Here is an 18,248-nt window from a genome sequence, read left to right on the forward strand (position 1 = left end):
CGACAAGGGAGGCACGCATGCCCACCTATCTCACGCCGGGGGTGTACGTCGAGGAGATCGAGGCGGGCGCACGGCCGATCGAGGGCGTGGGCACCGCGGTCGCCGCCTTCGTCGGCTTCGCGGCGGACGGTCCCTTCAACACCCCGACGCTGGTGTCCAACTGGGGCCAGTTCACCCAGACCTTCGGCGACTTCCTCGAGGGCTGCTACCTGGCCCAGTCGGTCTACGGCTACTTCCTCAACGGCGGCGCCAACTGCTACGTCGTCCGCATCGGCGGCCCGCGCGCCCACGACAACGGCGCCGCGCCGAAGCAGATCTCCGCACGCCAGGCCGTGCTCGGCGGCTACCGGTTCGTCGCGAAGGAGCTGCCCGAGGGCAAGCAGGCCGGCGAGATCACCGTCGAGGTCGCCGAGCCGTCCGGGGACAACCCGGCCGACGACCGGTTCACCGTGCTCGTCAAGCAGGACGGCAAGGTCGTCGAAACGCACAACGTGACGACCAAGCGCACCAAGGAGAACGTCGTCACCGCGGTGCGGGAGAAGTCCAGCTTCGTCACCGTCGAGGAGCTCGCCTCCGGCGGCGCGGTCACCAAGCCCGACAAGGGTGCCGCGGTGCTCACCGAACCGCCGCAGGCGCCGCCGGTGCCGCGCCGGGTCGCGGCCGACGACTACGTCGGCGACGTCGCCGACCGCACCGGCTTCGGCGGCCTGGAGGCGATCGACGAGATCACCATGGTCGCGGCGCCGGACCTGATGGCCGCCTACCAGCGCGAGCTGCTCGACCTCGACGGCGTCAAGGCGGTGCAGCTGGCGATGATCGCCCACTGCGAGCTGATGGGCAACCGGATGGCGATCATCGACCCGCCGCCGTCGCTCAACCCGCAGGAGGTCCGCAACTGGCGCCAGGACGCGGCCGGCTACGACTCGAAGTACGCGGCGCTCTACTACCCGTGGGTCCAGGTGCTCGACCCCGCCACGGGCACCAACACGTTCATCCCGCCGAGCGGCCACATGGCCGGGGTGTGGGCCCGCACCGACGCCACCCGCGGCGTCCACAAGGCACCGGCCAACGAGGTCGTCCGCGGCGCGCTCGCCCTCGAGACCCACCTGACCAAGGCCGAGCAGGAACTGCTCAACCCGATCGGCATCAACTGCGTGCGGTCGTTCTCGGGCAAGGGCATCCGGGTCTGGGGCGCGCGGACGCTCTCGAGCGACGCGGCGTGGCGCTACCTCAACGTCCGGCGGCTGTTCAACTACCTCGAGGAGTCGATCCTCGTCGGCACGCAGTGGGTCGTGTTCGAGCCCAACGACGACGCGCTGTGGGCGCGGATCCGGCGCACGATCAGCGCGTTCCTGGTCATGGAGTGGCGCAAGGGCGCGCTGTTCGGGCTCACACCGGACGAGGCGTTCTTCGTCAAGTGCGACCGGGAGACCAACCCGGCCGAGGGCATCGACCTCGGCCAGGTGATCTGCGAAGTGGGCATCGCCCCGGTGAAACCGGCGGAGTTCGTGATCTTCCGGCTGGCCCAGATGTCCGGCGGCACCAGCCTCGTCAACGAGTGAGTGAAGGGACTCCACAGACATGGCACTTCCCGATCTTGACAAGGCGGTAGGCCACTCCTTCGGGCTCGAGATCGACGGCGTCCAGATCAAGCAGATCTCCGAGGTCTCCGGCCTCAAGATGGAGCAGGACGTCATCGAGCTCAAGCAGAACACCGTCGACGGCAAGTACGTCATCAAGAAGCTGCCCGGCCGCCCCAAGGCCGGCGAGGTCACGCTGACCCGCGGCCTGACCGACGACAACAGCTTCGAGAAGTGGGTCAAGGACGCCCACTTCGGCAAGATGGCCGCCGCGCGCAAGGGCGGCGCCATCATCGTCTACGACTACGAAGGCACCGCGCTCAAGCGCTACAAGCTGACCAACGCGTGGCCGAAGAGCCTGGAGATCGGCTCGCTCAAGGCCGGCGACACCAGCGTCCTCACCGAGAAGCTCGTGATCACCTACGAGCAGATGGAAGTCGAGTGAGCCGATGCGCAGGGTGATGGCGCCGGCCCCGGCCGAGGAGGCCCCCTCGCCGGTGGGCGAGCCCCAGCCGGACCGGCCGAAGCTGAGAACGGAGTTCGCCTTCGAGCTCCCGCGCGGGTACGTCGACGACGAGGGCAAGGTGCACCACTCCGGGGTGATGCGCCTGGCCACCGCCCGCGACGAGCTGATCCCGCTGCGGGACGACCGCGTGCGCGAGAACTCGGCGTTCCTGACGGTGGTGCTGCTGGCCCGGGTCGTCACCCGGATCGGTGACATCACCGACGTCCACGCCGGGGTCATCGAGAACCTGTTCGCTTCGGACCTGGCGTTCCTGCAGGACATGTACCGCCGGATCAACAGCGAAGGGCACACCCGGGCGGGCGTGGCGTGCCCCGAGTGCGGCCACAGCTTCGTCGTCGACGTCGCCGGCGGCCGCCTGGGGGAATCGTGACGTACGCGGCCGACCGGCTGCACGAGGAAGTCGCGTACGTCGCCTACCACCTGCACTGGTCCCTCGACGACATCCTCGACCTCGAACACCCCGACCGGTTGACCTACGTCGCCGAGATCGCCCGGATCAACACCCGGATGAGCCAGGGACGGTGACGCTGCCATGTGGTTTCGCAGGAAGGAAGCGGGCCCGGCACCCGCGCCTGCGCCCGCCGCGCTGCCGGTGGCGCGGGCGGAGTGGCGGACCGTGCCGCCGATCCGGCCCGTCCTCGCCGAGCACCCGCTGGTGAACCCGGTGCAGCGGTTCAGTTCGTCGCTGACGTCCTGGCAGAGCCCGGCTTACCTGGAGCCGCTCGGGCACCGGGTCGGTCCGGAGGAGCCGGCCGGTGTCATCGGCGGTGTGGCCCGGCCGCGGGCCGTCGAGACGCCTCCGCCGGCGATGCCGGTGCTGCAGCGCACGACCCGGAAGCGGATCGGGGCGGGGCGGTTGTGGGGCGCTTCGGTGCAGCGTGCGGCTTCGGCGGAAGGTGCGGATTCGTCGGAGACCGCTGGGTTGTCGGAGGACGCTGAACCGGCGGAAGTCGCAGGGCCCTTGGAGGTCGCCGTGCCGCCGTCGTCGACGGCTGGGCGGCCGGAGGGGGCTGCGCTGGTTGGGGCCGCTGCGCCGCCGACGGTTGCGGTTCCGCCGGAGGATGCCGCGTTGGGTGGAGCGGCTGTGACCTCGGCGGCTGCGGTTCCGCCGGAGAGCGCTGCGTTGGTTGGGACCGCCGCGCCGTCTGAGGCTGCGGTTCCGTCGGTGGGTTCTGTGCCGGCGGAGGGCGTTGTGTCGCGGGCGGCCGCGGTCCCGTCGGAGGCGGCTGCGCCGCTGGGGCCCCTTTTCGCGCCTGAACGCGCGGCGCCATCGGAAGCTGCGGTTTCGCCGGAGGCTGCGGCTGCTGCTTCTGTGCAGAGGGCGGTGGTGCCGGGGGGTGCGGTGCCGACGGTCCGGGTGGCGTCCGCCGAGCCTGCGCCTTCGCTGGTGCTGCCGGTTGTCAGGTCCAGCGAGGCCGTGCGGCCGCTGACCTCGGCCAGTGCCACGGTCGTCCCGCCGATGCGGACGGTCCAGGCGATCGCCGAGGAGGCCCCGGCCGAGCTGGCTGCGCCCGAACCCGTGTTGCCGCTCCAGGCCCCGGAGCCGGCGGCTGCCGAAGCCGCGCGTCCGGTGCTGCCGGTCGTCCAGCGGACCGAGCCGGCGGCGCCACGGCGGCTGGGACTCGGCGCGCCGATCCTGCCCGAACCGGCGCCCCGCCCGGTGCCGGCTTCCGTACCGGCACTGCCGGTGGCGCAACGGGTTGAGGATGCCTTGCCGCCGCCGGGACGGTCGTCGCCGGTGAACACGTTCCATCCGCTCGAGACGGTGGGAACCACGGAGCCGCCCGGGACACCGGGCGGCTCGACGAGCGTTTCCCCGCCGCCGGCCTTGCCGGTGGCCCGAGCCGTCGACGAGCCACCGGAGCTTCCGGTGACCCAGGTGGGGGACGAGCCCACTCCGCCGGTGACCAGCACCGAGGCGCCGACTCTTGCCGTGGCCCCGAGGGCGCAGGAGCCGGCCCTTCCGGTGAGCCGGGCCGTCGAAACCCCGGCGCTGCCAGTGGCGCAAACCGCGCACGAGCCCGCTCTTCCGCTGACTCAGGCGGCACAGAAGTCGCCCCTTCCGGTGAACCGGGCGATCGAGAGTCCGGCGCCGACGCTTCCTCTTCCGACGAGCAGCGCGACCGAGGCTCCCACCCTTGCGGTGGTTCGCGGGGTGCAGGAACCCGTCGAGACCCCGGTGGGGCGGAATGCGCCGGAGGCCGCACTTCCGGTCAGCCGAGCTGTCGAGACGCCGGTGCTTCCGATGGCCCCATCAGCGAAGGAATTTGCGCTGGTCGAAGCTTCCGCGCCTTCGGCCGCACGAGCGCCTGAGCTGCCGGTGAGCCGGGCCATCGAGACCTCGGCACTTCCGCTGACGCAAACGGTCCGAGAGCCGCCCCGCCCGGTCACCCGGACGCTGGACGCACCAGCTCTTCCGGTGAGCCGGGCGATCGAAGCACCGTCGGTCGAGCGATCCGCCCTCCCGGTGAGCCGAGCGATCGAAACCGCGGCACTCCCGTCGGCAGCGGCCGTCGCCCCGGTGATTCGATCGGCGCAGCGGCCCACGCTCACTGTCGCCCGAGCGGAACAGGCGCCAACCTCACCCACGATCGGGACATCCGCGCTTTCGCTGGCAAGAACGGTGGAGGAAACGTCCCTTCCCGTTGCCCGCGCGGCGGAAACCCCGGCCCCGCCGCCACCGCTCCCGGTGGCGCGAACCCTCGATGCCGCACCGCTCCCACGAACCGTTCCGGATCCGATGCCCCTCCCCGAAAGAGCCGCACCTCTGCCGGTCGCGCGCATCCCCGACCCCCCAGCCGCCGCCGGCCCACCGCCAGCGCCGCCGCCGGTCCAGCGGACCACCGAGGCCCCCGTCACCCCGGTTGTCGTGGCACCACCGGCGGACGCCCCCACCGTCCAACGAGACCCCGCCCCCGCCGCCGCGCCGCCGGAGCCCGACGAACTCGTCAGGCAGCTCTTCGACCCGCTGCTGCGGCGGCTCAAGACCGAACTCCGTCTCGACCGTGAGCGCCGCGGTGCGCTCACCGATCGCCCGCACTGAAGGAGATGCCGATGCCGGACACCGAAGAGGCCGTCGCCGTCTGTTATGTCGTCAAGCTGGACGACAAGAACCTCGGGAACCTCGGCGCCTTCTCCAGCTGTGACGGGCTCGGCTGCGAATTCGTCATGGAACAGCGGGAAGAGGGCGGCAACAACGGGATGGTCTGGCAGCTGCCGACCCGGATCAAGTACTCGAACATCAAGCTCTCGCGGCCCGTCACCGCGGCCAGCTCGCAGATCACCAAGTGGTTCGCCAGCCTGGCGAGCGGGATCGAACGCAAGACCGCCACCATCGAGGCCCGCACCCTCGAAGGCACCGTCATCGCCAGCTGGGCCCTCGAAGGCGTCGTCCCGGTGCGCTGGAGCGGCCCGCAGCTCTCGCCCGACTCGCCCAAGGTCGCCACCGAGACCCTCGAACTGGCCCACCACGGCTTCCTCAGCCCGGCGAAGAAGGGCTAGCCATGGCCTCCTCACCCGTCACCTTCACCTCGGCCGGCTCCGCGCCCCCGGCCGCCTACGGCTCCGGCGAACCGGCGCCGAACAACCTGCAGCGCGCCCTGCTGGAGGTCCGGAAACCCCCGCAGTCCGGTGGCACCGGGCAGCCGCCCGGCGACAAGCTCTTCGACATCAAGTTCCAGTTCAACCCCAAGGAACTGTCGCTGAGCAAGAACGCCAAGTGGGGCCGCGACGCGCAGCCGAACGCCAAGAAGAGCGCGCCGCCGCAGTTCAAGGGCTCCGATCCGGCCAAGCTCGCGCTGGAGATGTTCCTCGACGCCACCGACAAGATGGACGACGCCGTCGTCAAGAAGGTCGAGCAGCTGTTCACCTGCTGCGTGGCCACCGAGGACAGCCGCAACAGCCGGAAACCGTCGCCGCCGTGGGTGATCTTCAAGTGGGGCGGCATGACCGGCTTCCCCGCCTACGTCTCGTCCGTCACCGCCAAGTACACGCTGTTCACCCCGTCGGGGACGCCGGTGCGCGCGGTCTGCACGGTGAACCTCGAGGAGATCTCGGGCGAGCTCGGTGGCCAGAACCCGACGTCCGGCGCGCTCGCCGCCCGCGACACCCACGTGATCGTCGCCGGGGACTCGCTCGCGTCGGTGGCGTTCCGCGCCTACGGCGACGCCGGGAAGTGGCGCGAGATCGCCGACGCCAACGACATCGACGACCCGATGCGGCTGCGGCCCGGCACCCGGCTCCTGGTGCCCGCGCTGGAGGAGCTCGATGGCTAACGAGACCTTCACGAACACCCTCATGGTCGAGGTCGAGGGCACCCCGCTGCCCGACGACGTCAAGGTGATGCTCAGCTACGCCTACGTCGACGACAGCCGGAACCTGCCGGACACCTTCGTGCTCCGCTTCCGCGACCCCGGGTACGTCGTGCTGGAGAAGGGCAAGTTCAAGGTCGGGGCGAAGATCAAGCTGAAGGTGCAGACCTCCGACCCCGAAGCCCCGCAGGACCTGCTCTCCGGCGAGGTCACCGCGGTCGCGATCGACCTGGACCGGCACGGCACGTTCACCGAGGTCCGCGGGTACGACCACGCGCACCGGCTGTTCCGCGGCCGCCGGGTCGCCGCGTACCCGAACATGACGGTCGCGGACGTCGTGCACAAGGTGGCGCAGCGCGCGAAGATCCCGGCGGGGAAGATCGACGACGTCAAGGGCTTCGGCGGGCGCCCGAACACCCAGCTCAGCCAGGACAACGTCAGCGACTGGGAGTTCCTGACGCGGCTGGCCGACGCGGTGGGCGCGCAGATCGCCGTCCGCGACGGGAAGCTGAACTTCGAACTCCCGGAGAAGCCGTCCGGCGCGCCCTCCACCACCACGAAGGCGACCGCCGACCCGCTCGTCCTCGAGGCGCACGGGACGCTGGTCAGCCTGCGCGCCAGCGTCACCGCGGCCGAGCAGGTCCCCGAGGTGCGGGCCACCGGCTGGGACTACGAGAACAAGCAGGCGATCACCGCCACCGCGACCCCCAAGAACGCGGGCACGGACGTGCCGGGGGTGGACCCGATCGAGCTCGCCGGGAAGTTCGCGAGCCCGCCGTTCCTCGACGCCGCCTCGCCCCGGCGGGCCCAGGGCGAGGCCGACGCGACCGCGAAGGCACTCGCCGCCAAGCTCGGCAGCGCCTGCACCGAACTCGACGGCGTCGCGAAGGGCAACCCGAAGCTGCGCGCCGGCACCGCCGTCACGCTCACCGGCGTCGGCCAGCCCTTCGCGGGGAAGTACACGCTGACCAGCACGCGGCACCTGTTCAACGCCGAGGTCGGCTACACCACCGAGTTCACCGTCTCCGGCCGCCAGGAACGCTCGCTCTACGGCCTGGTCGCCGGCGGCGCGCACGGCTCGTCGTGGCCCGGGCTCGTCCCGGCACAGGTCAGCGACCTCAAGGACCCGGCGAAGCTCGGCCGCGTCAAGCTCACGTTCCCGTGGCTGGACAAGGAGTTCACCAGCACCTGGGCCCGCACGGTCCAGCCCGGCGCCGGCAAGGACCGGGGCGCGGTCGTGCTGCCCGAGGTCGGCGACGAGGTCCTTGTCGGCTTCGAGCACGGCGACTTCGAGGCGCCCTACGTGCTCGGCGGGCTCTACAACGGCAAGGACACCGCGCCGAAGTTCACCAAGCCCGCCGTCGACGCCAACAGCGGGGAGGTCACCCTCCGGGGCTTCGTTTCGCGGAAGGGCCACAAGCTGGAGTTCGCCGAGGACGACGGGATCATCCTGTCCTCGGGCGACGCGAAGTTCGTGGTCAAGATCGACCAGAAGAACCAGGTCATCGAGGTGACCAGCGGGAAGAGCGTCACGGTCAAGGCGCAGAACGGCGTCAGCATCGACGCCGGCGCCGGGCCGCTGGAGCTCAAGGGCCGGAAGGTCACCGTGAAGGCCCAGGCCGAAGCCAGCGTCGAGGCGGGCGCGCAGCTGAAGCTGAACGGGACGGCCGGGGTGAAGGTCGAAGGCGCCACCGTTTCGGTCGCCGGGCAGGGCCAGACGGAGCTGACCGCGAGCGGTGTCGTCACCGTGCGCGGCAGCGTGGTCAAGATCAACTGACGGGGGAGTGCGCATGCCACCAGCCGCGAGGGTCGGCGATCCGACCGGGCACCCGGGCGTCATCGCCGGGCCCGGCGTGCCGACCGTGCTGATCGGCGGCATGCCCGCCGCCAACGTCGGCACGCTGCACACCTGCTCGTTCCCGCCGCCCGCGGTGCACCCGCCGACGCCGATCGCGCCGCCGGGCTGCCCGACGGTGCTGATCGGCGGCATGCCGGCGGCCCGGATGGGCGACCTGGCCGCCTGCGGCGCGCCGATCGTCATGGGCTGCCCGACCGTCCTGATCGGAGGCTGACGTGTCTGTGCCGATGAAAGACTTCCTCGGCAGGGGACTGGCGTTCCCGGTGCACACCGACGCGACCGGCTCGATCGCACTGGTCGGCGGCGAGCGCGAGATCGTCGAGAGCATCCGGCTGATCCTGGCGACCGCGCCGGGCGAACGCCCGATGCGGCCCGAGTTCGGCTGCGCGGTGCACGACCTCGTGTTCGCGCCCGCCGACGCCGCGACCGCCGGGCAGATCGCCTACGAGGTCCGGACGTCGCTCGAGCGCTGGGAGCCGCGGATCACCCTCGACGACGTCGTGGTCAGCTTCGCCGAGGCCGACCGGGGGACCCTGCTGATCGACATCCGGTACACCCTGCGCGGCACCAACGACCCGCGCAACCTCGTCTTCCCGTTCTACGTCATCCCGCCCCACGAGCCCGCCGCGGACGGTGCGTGATGTCGCTGCCCAAGCCGAACCTCGACGACCGCACCTTCCAGGACCTGGTCGACGAAGCCAAGTTCCTCGTCCAGCGCAACTGTCCGGAGTGGACGGACCACAACGTCTCCGACCCCGGCGTCACGCTGATCGAGACGTTCGCGCAGATGGTCGACCAGCTGCTCTACCGGCTCAACCGGGTGCCCGACCTGCACTACCTGCGCTTCCTCGACCTGATCGGGGTGCGGCTGTTCCCGCCGGCCGCGGCGCACGCCGACGTGACGTTCTGGCTCTCGGCCGCCAGGGACGTGCCGGTGGTCGTCTCGGCGGGCAAGCAGGTCGCCAGCGTCCGCAACGAGGTCGAGGACCCGGTGGTGTTCACCGTCGAGCGCACGCTGACGATCGTGCCGTGCTCGCTGGCGCACCTGGTCACCAGCACGGCCGACACCGGCCTGCCGCCGGTCGACCGCACCGACGAGCTGCTGGTCGGTGGCGGTCCGGCAGCTTTCGGCGAGACACCCGCGCCGGGCGACGCGGTCTGCTTCGGGCTGTCGGACGCCGTGCCCGGCTGCGCGGTGCTGCTGCGGATGAACTGCGACGTCGAAGGCCAGGGCGTCGACCCGCGCGACCCGCCGTGGTTGTGGGAGGCGTGGGACGGCACCGGCTGGGCGGCGTGCGAGGTCGACCGGGACAGCACCGGCGCGTTCAACCGGGCCGGGGACATCGTGGTGCACGTCCCGCCCGGGCACACCGCGTCGGTGCTGGCCCGCCGCCGGGCCGGCTGGCTGCGGTGCCGCCTGGTCGAGGCCAAGCCGAACCAGCCGTTCTACCAGCGTCCGCCGCGGCTGCACACCGTCGAGGCCTCGACGATCGGCGGCACGGCGGGCGCGGTGCACGCCGAGGTGATCCGCAACGAGATCGTCGGCACCTCGGACGGCACGCCCGGCCAGCGGTTCCCGCTCGGGCGTCCGCCGGTGGTCGCCGGCGACGGCGAGCTCGTCGTCGAGGTCTCCGGGCCGGACGGCTGGCAGCAGTGGACCGAAGTCCGGTCGTTCGCCGACTCCGGGCCGGACGACCGGCACGTCATGCTCGACCGGGTCGGCGGGGAGATCGCGTTCGGCCCGGCGGTGCGCCAGCCCGAGGGCGACCTCCGGTACTACGGCGCGTTCCCGGCCAAGTCCGCCGCGATCCGCGTGCCCGAATACCGCTCCGGCGGCGGGCGGCGCGGCAACGTCGCCCGCGAGGTCCTCGAGGTGCAGCGGGACCCGATCCCGTTCGTCAGCAGCGTGGTCAACCGGCGGCCGGCGATCGGCGGGGTGGACGGCGAGTCGGTGCAGGACGCCCAGGTGCGCGGTCCGTTGCTGCTGCGCACCCGCGACCGCGCGGTGACGGCCGAGGACTACGAACAGCTCGCGCGCGAAGCGGCACCGGAAGCCGCCCGCGTCCGCTGCATCCCGGCGCACGGCCCGGACGGCCGGGAGACCGGCGCGATCCGCGTCCTGGTCGTGCCCGCGGTGCCGGACACCGGCGAGCTGGCCTTCGCGACCCTGATGCTCGACCCGGGCATGCGCGGCCGGATCGAGCGGTCCCTCGACGAACGGCGCTGCGTCGGCGCGCTGGTGTCCGTGGAACCGCCGTTCTACCAGGGCGTCACGGTGGTCGCGCGGCTGCGCGCCCGCCGCCGGACGACGGCGGGCACCCTCGGGGCACGGGCGACCCAGGCGCTGTACGACTACTTCAACCCGCTCAGCGGCGGCCCCGACGGCGAAGGCTGGCCGTTCGGGCGCCCGGTGCAGTCGGGCGAGGTGTTCGCGGTGCTGCAACGGCTCCCTGGCGTCGAGCTGGTGGAGGACGTGCGCCTGTTCGCGGCGAACCCGATCACCCGCGAACGCGGCGACCAGGTGGATCGGCTCGACCTGCCGTCGAACGCGCTCGCGTTCTCCTTCGGGCACCAGGTCCGGGTGCGGGAGGCCGGCGCATGAGGGCGGCTATTCGCGGGCTGCCGAGCGGCGCTGGACCCCGTCCAGCTGCCCGTGTTGACCTTCCAATCACGCGTGATTCCTCTCCGATCACGCGAGATGCCTCTGCCGCGCAGGTGGTTCGCGAGCGGAACTCCGTATCTCGTGTGATTGAGCGCGTATCTCGCGTGATTGGAAGGTCATCACGCGTGATTGGAAGGTCAACACGCGGGTTCGGGCAGGGGGCGGGCGCATGAGGGCGGGCATCCCGGGGCTGCCGAGCCCGCACCCGATCGGCGAGCAGCTGCCCGCGGTCTACGCCGAGGACCGGTTCGTGCAGAGCTTCACCGGCGCGCTCGACGAGGTTCTCGCTCCCGTTCTGTCCACACTGGACAACTTTGCCGGTTACCTGGACCCGCGGCTGGCGCCCGAGGACTTCGTCGGCCGGCTGGCGCACTGGGTCGCGCTGGGCGTCGACGAGAGCTGGAGCCCGGCGCAGCTGCGGCAGCTGGTGACGAGCTCGGTCGAGCTGCACCGGTGGCGCGGGACGCAGCGCGGGCTCGCCGAGTACGTGCGGCTGCTGACCGGGGGTGCGGTGGAGGTGACCGACAGCGGCGGGGTGGTCGAGTCGCCGCAGCCCGGCGCGCCGCTGCCGGACCCGGGGCCGCCCTGGGTGCAGGTGCGCGTGCGGGTGCCCGACCCGGCGCGGGTCGACGTGCGGCGGCTGACGGCGACGGTCGTGGACGCGGTACCCGCCCACGTGCGGGTCGCGGTGGAAGTCCTGGAGGGCTAGCGGATGGTCATCTACACCGAGTGCGGGCACCAGGGGCCCGCCGACGTCGAATTCTGCGGCGAATGCGGCCGCTACCTGAAGTGGGACGACGACGGCCCCGTCGCGGTCCGGTCGCAGCCGGTGGTGCAGCAGCAGGTCGTGCAGCCCGCCGAGCCGGTCGCGCCGGTCCGGCAGCCGGTGCAGCAGACGGTCGAGGACCAGGTGCTCAACCCCGGCGACCTGATCTGCGGCCGGTGCGGCAAGGGCAACGCGCCCACCCGGAACTTCTGCAGCCGCTGCGGCGCCTCGCTGGCCGAGTCCGAGACCGTCAAGACGTCGTGGTGGCGCCGGCTGTTCGGCCGGAAGCCGAAGCAGCACCGGGCGGGGGAGCGGCCGGGCAAGGACGGCGTCCGCCGCCGGACCGGCCGGGCCCGGGGCGCGCGCCGGGCCGTCGGCAAGGTCATCCGCCGGGCCATCGCGGTGTTCCTGGTGCTCTCCGCGCTGGTCTACGCGTTGTACCAGCCGTTCCGCGGGGCGATCAACTCCGCGGCGACCGGGCTGTGGAGCCAGGTCACCGGCATCTTCGAGGCCAAGCTGAACCCGGTCCACCCGGTGAAGGTGACCGCGACCGCGCAGACCACCGGGCACGCGGCCCCCCTGGTCACCGACAACGCCAAGAACACCTTCTGGGCCGCCCCGGCCGACCGGGAACAGGCACTGGTGTTCACCTTCGACCACCCGGCGGACCTGCGGAAGGCGATCGTCTACTCCGGCGACGCCGCGAACTTCCAGGCCGAGCACCGGCCGCAGAAGCTGCACCTGGTGTTCTCCACCGGCAAGACCTACGACATGGCGCTGGCCGACACGCCGGACGCCCAGGAAGTCCCGATCGAGAACAGCGACGGCGCGACCAGCGTCGAGCTGCACGTCGTCGGGCTGCACCGCTCGCTCAACGGCACGGACGTCGCGATCTCCGAGATCGAGCTGTTCGAGGCCGGCTGAGCCGCGGAAACCTTTGGGGAGGAACGGCCATGCGCGCGAACCGAGCGGTGGCGGGTGTCGCGGTCGTCGCGCTGCTCGGCGGCTGGGCGCTCACCGGAGCGCAGGCACCGACCGAGGCGCAGGCGCCCGCACCGGGGCCAGCGCCCTACCGCGTCGGGTACGTCAGCGAAGCGACCACCGACCTGTACCAGGCGTCCGGGAAGGGCGCCCAGCCGGCGTTGCCGGAGGGGGTGGCGAGCGTCGACTCCGACGCGTCCGCCGGCACCGATGGCATCGTCTGGGTGAGCCACCGCGCCGCGGCCCCCGGCGGCGCCGAACGTGACGGCGAACTCTGGTACCTGCGCGACGGCGCCCGCAGCCCGGTGCGGCTGACCGACGACGACACCGCCGACGTCCACCCGGCGCTGGCACCGGACGGCCGGACGGTCGCTTTCGCCTCGGACCGCACCGGCAGCCGGCACCTGTTCGTCATCGGCGTGGACGGCCGCGGCCTGCGCCAGGTGACGGCCGGCCCCGCCGCCGACGACTCGCCGAGCTGGTCGCCCGACGGCACCCGGCTCGCGTTCAGCAGCACCCGCGACGACCCGGCCGGGGACGTCTACACCGTCCCGGCCGCCGGCGGCACGCCGGTGCGGCTGACCGCCGACCCCGCCGCCGACACCCAGCCGGCGTGGGGACCGGGCCGGATCGCCTTCACCACCACGCGGTTCCACCCGGCCGGCGACGTGGTCCTGATGGCCGACACCGGCGGCGCGGTCACCCGCGCGGTACTCGATCCCGGCGACTCGGCCGAGCCCGCCTGGTCCGCGGACGGCACGCGGCTGGCGTTCACCACCCACGCGCAGGACCCGCTCGGCGACGTCGAGGAGATCGCCGGCGGCAAGGTCTCGGTCGTGTCGGCGCTGTCCGGCACCGGCGAATCCGAGCCGACCTACCGCACGGGCGGGCAGCCGGTGTTCACCGAGCTGCGCTCGGGCGGCACCACCGACATCTGGAGCGCCGACGCGACCGGCGGCGACCGCCACGACCTCACGAACCGCCCGGACGCCGACGAGTCCGATCCCGCCTTCTCCGCCGACGGCTCCCAGCTGGCCTACACCCAGACCGGCACCGGCGAATTCCCGGACAACGAGATCATCGTGGCGAACGCCGACGGCAGCGGGCCCCGGCCGCTGACCGGCCCGGTGGAGGGGACCAAGGGCGAGCAGCACCCCGCGTGGTCGCCGGACGCGACGATGATCGCGTTCACCCGGTCGGCCATCCGCAGCGAAAGCCGCGTCGACACCGTGCGGATCGCGCGCGTCGCCGACGGCCGGATCCTCGGCGAGATCCCGATCCCGCCGTACCTGCGGGCTCGTGACTCGCAGCCGGTGTGGTCCGCCGACGGCACGAAGATCACGCTGACCCGGGCGGCCGCCCGCACCGCGCCGCCGGGACCGTCCAGAGTGGACCCGTCGGTGGTGGACATGCCGGTCGGGCAGGGCTCGTCGGGCTCGGTCCCCAAGACGGTGGAGACCGACCGGGTCCCGCCGGACCCGGACATCGTGCTGCTCATGGACCAGACGGGCTCGATGGACAAGGTCATCGGCGAAGTCAAGACGAACCTCGGCCACGTCATCGACGAGGTGCTGAAGGTGCAGCCGTCGGCGCACTTCGCCGTCGCCGCGTACGGCGACCTCGTGGACGACCACCCGAAGAACGGCCCGCCGCCGAACCCGCCGCGGTCGTTCTACGTGCAGCAGCCGCTCACCCCGGTCGAGAACACCGGCCAGCGGCAGCTGCTCACCGACGCCTTCGGCCGGATCACCGCCACCGGCGGCGACGACACCGCCGAAGACTGGTACGTCGCCCTGCAGAAGCTCGCGACCGGCGCGGTCACCTTCCGCGACACCGGCAACCGGATCGTCGTCCTCGTCGGCGACGCCGCCAGCCACGAGTCGCCGGCGGACGACAAGCGCGGCGTGTTCCCGACCACCGATGCGGTCGTCCACGCGCTGACGGACGCGAAGATCCGGGTGGTCGCGGTGCCCGCGGTGACCAGCACCGGCGGCGGTGACGGATCGGGGGAAAGCTTCGAGGCGGACACGGACGCGGCCCTCGACGGGCGTGGCCAGGCCACCGCGGTCACGAAGGGCACCGACGGCGTCCTGACCGAAAGCACCGACGCCGGCCAGATCAGCGACGCGATCATCCGCGGGATCACCGAACTCAAGGTGAAGGTGCAGCCGGTACCGTACTGCGACACGGGCCTGACGATGACCTTCAGCCCCGAAGGGACGCAGCAGGTCCCCGGCGGGAAGAAGGCGGACTTCGTCGAAACCGCCACGGTTTCCCCGTCCGCGCCGATCGGTTCGCTCCTGCACTGCCAGGTCGAATTCCGCCTGGACGGCGAACCCACCGCGCGGCCCGGCTACACCGAGAACATCACCGTGCGGGTCAAGGACCCGCGGCTGCCGCTGATCACGGTGCACGACAAGACCGTGACCGGCACCGCGCCGACGGTGATCGACTACCCCGCGACCGCGATCGACGCCGACCGGGAAACCCCGATCACGCCGTTCTGCACGCCGTCGTCCGGCAGCCTGTTCCCGGTCGGCGCCACCACCGTGACGTGCACGGCGACCGGGCGCAACGGCACCGCCACCGAGACCGCGGTGATGGCGGTCGACCCCGGCGGGGAGTTCCGCCAGGAGCTGTGGCAGGTCTCGCTGACCCCGGGGCCGGACAGCGTCGTCGCGGGGACCCAGCGGAACCTGTCGCCGTCGTTCGGGCCGCCGTGCGGGACCGGACGGCAGGGCTCGGCCGACGTCTCACCGGACGGCACCACGCTCGTGTTCCAGAACGACCACCGGCAGATCTGCGTGGCGCCCGCCGACGGCGGGCCGGCGCGGGTCCTGGTGCCGGACGGCGGCTCCGTCGACGACCCGGCCTGGGCGCCGGACGGCACCCTGATCGCGTTCGACGGCGCCCCCGGCGAGTCCCAGCCGGCCATCCTGGTCGTGCCGGCCGCCGGCGGCGCACCCGCGCCGCTGATCCGCGGGCCCGGCGGCGCGGCGGAACCGGCGTTCCAGCGGATCGCGGACGTCGCCGTGGCCGCCACCGCCGTCCCGGCCACGATCCCGTTCGGCGGCCTGACGACGTTCGAGTTCGTCGTCACCAACCACGGGATCGCCGCCTCACCGGGAGTCGGGCTGTTCGTCCGGCTGACGGCGGGCCTGCAGGCGCAGGCCCCGGTCACGACCAAGGGCACCTGCACCGCGGACCTCGTCTGCGTCCTGGGCACACTGGCGCCGGGCGAAACCGCGCGGGTGCGGTTCAGCGCCGCCGGCCTGGTCGCCGGAACGCAGGCCGCGACGGGCACGCTCACCACGGCCGGCCAGGACGCCGACGCACGCGACAACACCGCCACGGCGGTCGTCAAGGTCGCCGAGAAGCCGGTGCCGCCGGTCACGCCGGGGTCGCTGTCGGTGGGGATGGCGGTGTCCGCGGTACCGCTGTTCACCGGCGGCGACGACGTCGGGCTGACGTTCCTGGTCCACAACGGTTCCGGGGCCCCGATGCCGGACGTCCGGCTGGTCACCCAGCTGCCGCCGCAGCTGCCGGCGACCTCGGTGGCTCCGGGGTGCACACCCGGCGGCGGCAGCTGCGCGCTCGGCACGTTGACGCCCGGCCAGACGGTCGAGGTCCGGATCGCGCTGGCGGCCAAGGCGGCCGTCGACGCACCGGTGTCCGGCACGGTCAGCACGAGCGGCCCGGACACCGATCCACGCGACAACACGGCGAGCGCCCGGGTCGTGGTCCGCCAGCCGGTGGTAACGGTGGACCCGGCGGTCGGCCCACTCGGCTTCGTGCCGCGCGTGACGGGCACCGGCTTCCCGCCGGGCTCGACGGTCCGGCTGGCCTGGTCCGAGGGCATTTCGGCGACGCCGGGGCTGGTCACGGTGGGCGTGGACGGGAACTTCCAGGCGCAGTTCCTGCTGTTCCACCACGACCTGATCGGGCCGCGCACGCTGTCGGTGACGTCGGTGGGCGGGCCGAAGTTCGCGACGGTGCAGTCGAACCCGATCCTGGTGGTCCTGCGGACGGAGCAACCCCCGTTCATCAGCCGAGGCTGACGGCAGGGGTTCCGGGGTCGTGAGTGTTCAGGCGGGTCAGAACGCGCCTGAACACTCACGACCAGCTGCGGCAGACCGCTTGCCGGCGCATCGACCGCTGCCCGTACGGGCAATCACGGGCGCACGACCGCACACCCGTCCGCTGGTGCCGCAACCGGAGCCGGGCGCGGAGACTTCCGGGCATGGGAGCTACGGCGACGCTGTCCGACGCCGGCCTGGTCGCGGAACCGGGTCAGGAAACGAGCTGCTCGGTGACCGTCCGGAACGCCGGGCAGGTCGTCGACCAGTTCGCGATCGACGTCGTGGGCGACGCGAGTGGCTGGGCCACCGCGGAACCGGCGACGATCAACCTGTTGCCCGGGGAAACCGGGACGGTCACCGTCCGGTTCGCGCCGCCGCGGTCCTCCGACGTGCCCGCCGGGACCATCCCGTTCGGCGTCCGGGTGTTCTCCAGCGAGGACCCCGCCGGGTCGGTGGTCGAAGAGGGCACCGTCGAGCTCGGGGCCTTCACCGAGGTGACCGCCGAGCTCGTCCCGGGCAAGGTGGAAGCCGCGTCCAAGGCGGACTTCGAGGTCGCTGTCGACAACCGGGGCAACCGGCCGGTGGCGGTGGAGCTGAGCCCGCTGGACCCCGAGGACGAGCTGGACTTCCGGCTCGAACGCGACCGGGCCGAGCTCGCGCCGGGGACCGCCGCGTTCATCCGGATGCGCACCCGGCCGCGGAAGCGCTTCCTGCGCGGGCAGTCCGTCCGGCACCGCTTCCAGGTGTTCGTCACCGCCGAAGGGGCCGAGCCCCTCAAGACCGAAGGCACCATGGTGCAGCGGCAGCTGCTGCCCAAGTGGCTGCTGCCCGCCCTCGCCGCGCTGCTCGTCCTCCTGCTCGCCCTGGTGACGCTGTGGTTCACCGTCCTGCGGCCCGCCGTGAAGTCGGCCGCCCGGGAGGCGGCCGCGGAACAGAACCAGCAGATCGTGAAGGCCGCGCAGGACGCCGGCGCCGGAGCGGACCAGGCGAAGAAGAACGCCGACCAGGCCAAGCAGAACTCCGAGCAGGCGATGAAGGCCGTCGGCCTGACCCCGCCGGGCGACAACCCCGCCCCCGGCGCCGGTCCGGGGGCCACCCCGAGCCGCGCCGCGAACGCCGCCGACGGGACACCGACGGACTTCCGGGTGGCCGCCGACGCGAACATCGACTCGAACGTCAACCGGTTCGCCGAATTCCCCTACACCTTGCCCGACCCGAACAAGACACTCGTGATCACCGACCTCGTGCTGCAGAACCCGCGTGGTGACGCCGGAACCCTGCGCCTGCTGCGGGATTCCAACGGCACCAAGAGCGTGCTGCTGGAGGTCGGCCTGGCGAACTTCCGCGACCTCGACCACCACTGGCTGCAGGCGTGGCGGTTCCAGCCGGGGGAGAAGATCGTGCTCGCGGTCAGCTGCCAGAACCCGGGGGACAAGGGCCACTGCACGCCGTCGGTCTCCTTCTCCGGCCGCGTCGAGTGAACCGG

General features: G+C 72.4%; 15 protein-coding genes. All 15 read left to right on the forward strand.

The genetic code is table 11. The features are described from left to right. Positions 1–17: 17 nt before the first annotated feature. The 15 genes from AB0M93_RS05740 (at position 18) to AB0M93_RS05810 (ending at position 18,243) form a co-directional block, all read left to right on the forward strand. On the forward strand, positions 18–1,562 hold the full coding sequence (locus AB0M93_RS05740) for a phage tail sheath family protein (RefSeq protein ID WP_364268756.1): 1,545 nt from the start codon (positions 18–20) through the stop codon (positions 1,560–1,562). A 19-nt stretch (positions 1,563–1,581) separates the two neighbouring features. Beyond that, the gene (locus tag AB0M93_RS05745; RefSeq protein WP_364268758.1) at positions 1,582–2,025 is read left to right on the forward strand and encodes a phage tail protein; all 444 of its coding nucleotides are present in this window, start codon (positions 1,582–1,584) and stop codon (positions 2,023–2,025) included. Between the two features lie 4 nt (positions 2,026–2,029). Next, positions 2,030–2,476 carry a hypothetical protein gene (locus AB0M93_RS05750; protein ID WP_364268760.1) on the forward strand — a complete coding sequence of 149 codons (447 nt, stop codon included), beginning with the start codon at positions 2,030–2,032 and terminating at the stop codon, positions 2,474–2,476. Beyond that, entirely contained in the window at positions 2,473–2,631 is a 159-nt protein-coding gene (locus AB0M93_RS05755) for a DUF6760 family protein (RefSeq protein ID WP_003098516.1), read from the forward strand. Before AB0M93_RS05750 ends, AB0M93_RS05755 begins: the two co-directional genes overlap by 4 nt. A 7-nt stretch (positions 2,632–2,638) precedes the next feature. Further along, on the forward strand, positions 2,639–5,149 hold the full coding sequence (locus AB0M93_RS05760) for a hypothetical protein (protein ID WP_364268761.1): 2,511 nt from the start codon (positions 2,639–2,641) through the stop codon (positions 5,147–5,149). Between the two features lie 11 nt (positions 5,150–5,160). Continuing rightward, positions 5,161–5,607 (forward strand): phage tail protein, encoded by a 447-nt coding sequence (locus AB0M93_RS05765; protein WP_290057467.1) that lies wholly within the window; start codon positions 5,161–5,163, stop codon positions 5,605–5,607. Positions 5,608–5,609: 2 nt separating this feature from the next. Beyond that, on the forward strand, positions 5,610–6,380 hold the full coding sequence (locus tag AB0M93_RS05770) for a LysM peptidoglycan-binding domain-containing protein (RefSeq protein WP_364268762.1): 771 nt from the start codon (positions 5,610–5,612) through the stop codon (positions 6,378–6,380). Next, positions 6,373–8,193 carry a VgrG-related protein gene (locus AB0M93_RS05775; protein WP_364268763.1) on the forward strand — a complete coding sequence of 607 codons (1,821 nt, stop codon included), beginning with the start codon at positions 6,373–6,375 and terminating at the stop codon, positions 8,191–8,193. Before AB0M93_RS05770 ends, AB0M93_RS05775 begins: the two co-directional genes overlap by 8 nt. Positions 8,194–8,206: 13 nt before the next feature. After that, entirely contained in the window at positions 8,207–8,488 is a 282-nt protein-coding gene (locus tag AB0M93_RS05780; RefSeq protein WP_364268765.1) for a PAAR domain-containing protein, read from the forward strand. A gap of 13 nt (positions 8,489–8,501) precedes the next feature. Continuing rightward, positions 8,502–8,915: a GPW/gp25 family protein gene (locus tag AB0M93_RS05785; RefSeq protein WP_364268931.1), complete on the forward strand. Its 414-nt coding sequence runs from the start codon at positions 8,502–8,504 to the stop codon at positions 8,913–8,915. After that, positions 8,915–10,876 carry a putative baseplate assembly protein gene (locus AB0M93_RS05790; RefSeq protein ID WP_364268767.1) on the forward strand — a complete coding sequence of 654 codons (1,962 nt, stop codon included), beginning with the start codon at positions 8,915–8,917 and terminating at the stop codon, positions 10,874–10,876. Before AB0M93_RS05785 ends, AB0M93_RS05790 begins: the two co-directional genes overlap by 1 nt. Positions 10,877–11,105: 229 nt before the next feature. Continuing rightward, complete coding sequence (locus tag AB0M93_RS05795; protein WP_364268769.1) at positions 11,106–11,645, forward strand: phage tail protein; 540 nt, start codon at positions 11,106–11,108, stop codon at positions 11,643–11,645. A 3-nt stretch (positions 11,646–11,648) separates the two neighbouring features. Further along, the gene (locus AB0M93_RS05800) at positions 11,649–12,626 is read left to right on the forward strand and encodes a zinc ribbon domain-containing protein (protein WP_364268771.1); all 978 of its coding nucleotides are present in this window, start codon (positions 11,649–11,651) and stop codon (positions 12,624–12,626) included. 29 nt (positions 12,627–12,655) lie between these two features. Continuing rightward, positions 12,656–16,741, forward strand: a complete 4,086-nt coding sequence (locus AB0M93_RS05805) for a translocation protein TolB (protein WP_364268773.1) — start codon at positions 12,656–12,658, stop codon at positions 16,739–16,741. A 182-nt stretch (positions 16,742–16,923) separates the two neighbouring features. Further along, on the forward strand, positions 16,924–18,243 hold the full coding sequence (locus tag AB0M93_RS05810; RefSeq protein ID WP_364268775.1) for a hypothetical protein: 1,320 nt from the start codon (positions 16,924–16,926) through the stop codon (positions 18,241–18,243). Positions 18,244–18,248 lie beyond the last annotated feature (5 nt).

The sequence above is a fragment of the Amycolatopsis sp. NPDC051102 genome, assembly GCF_040682815.1.
Classification (GTDB): domain Bacteria; phylum Actinomycetota; class Actinomycetes; order Mycobacteriales; family Pseudonocardiaceae; genus Amycolatopsis.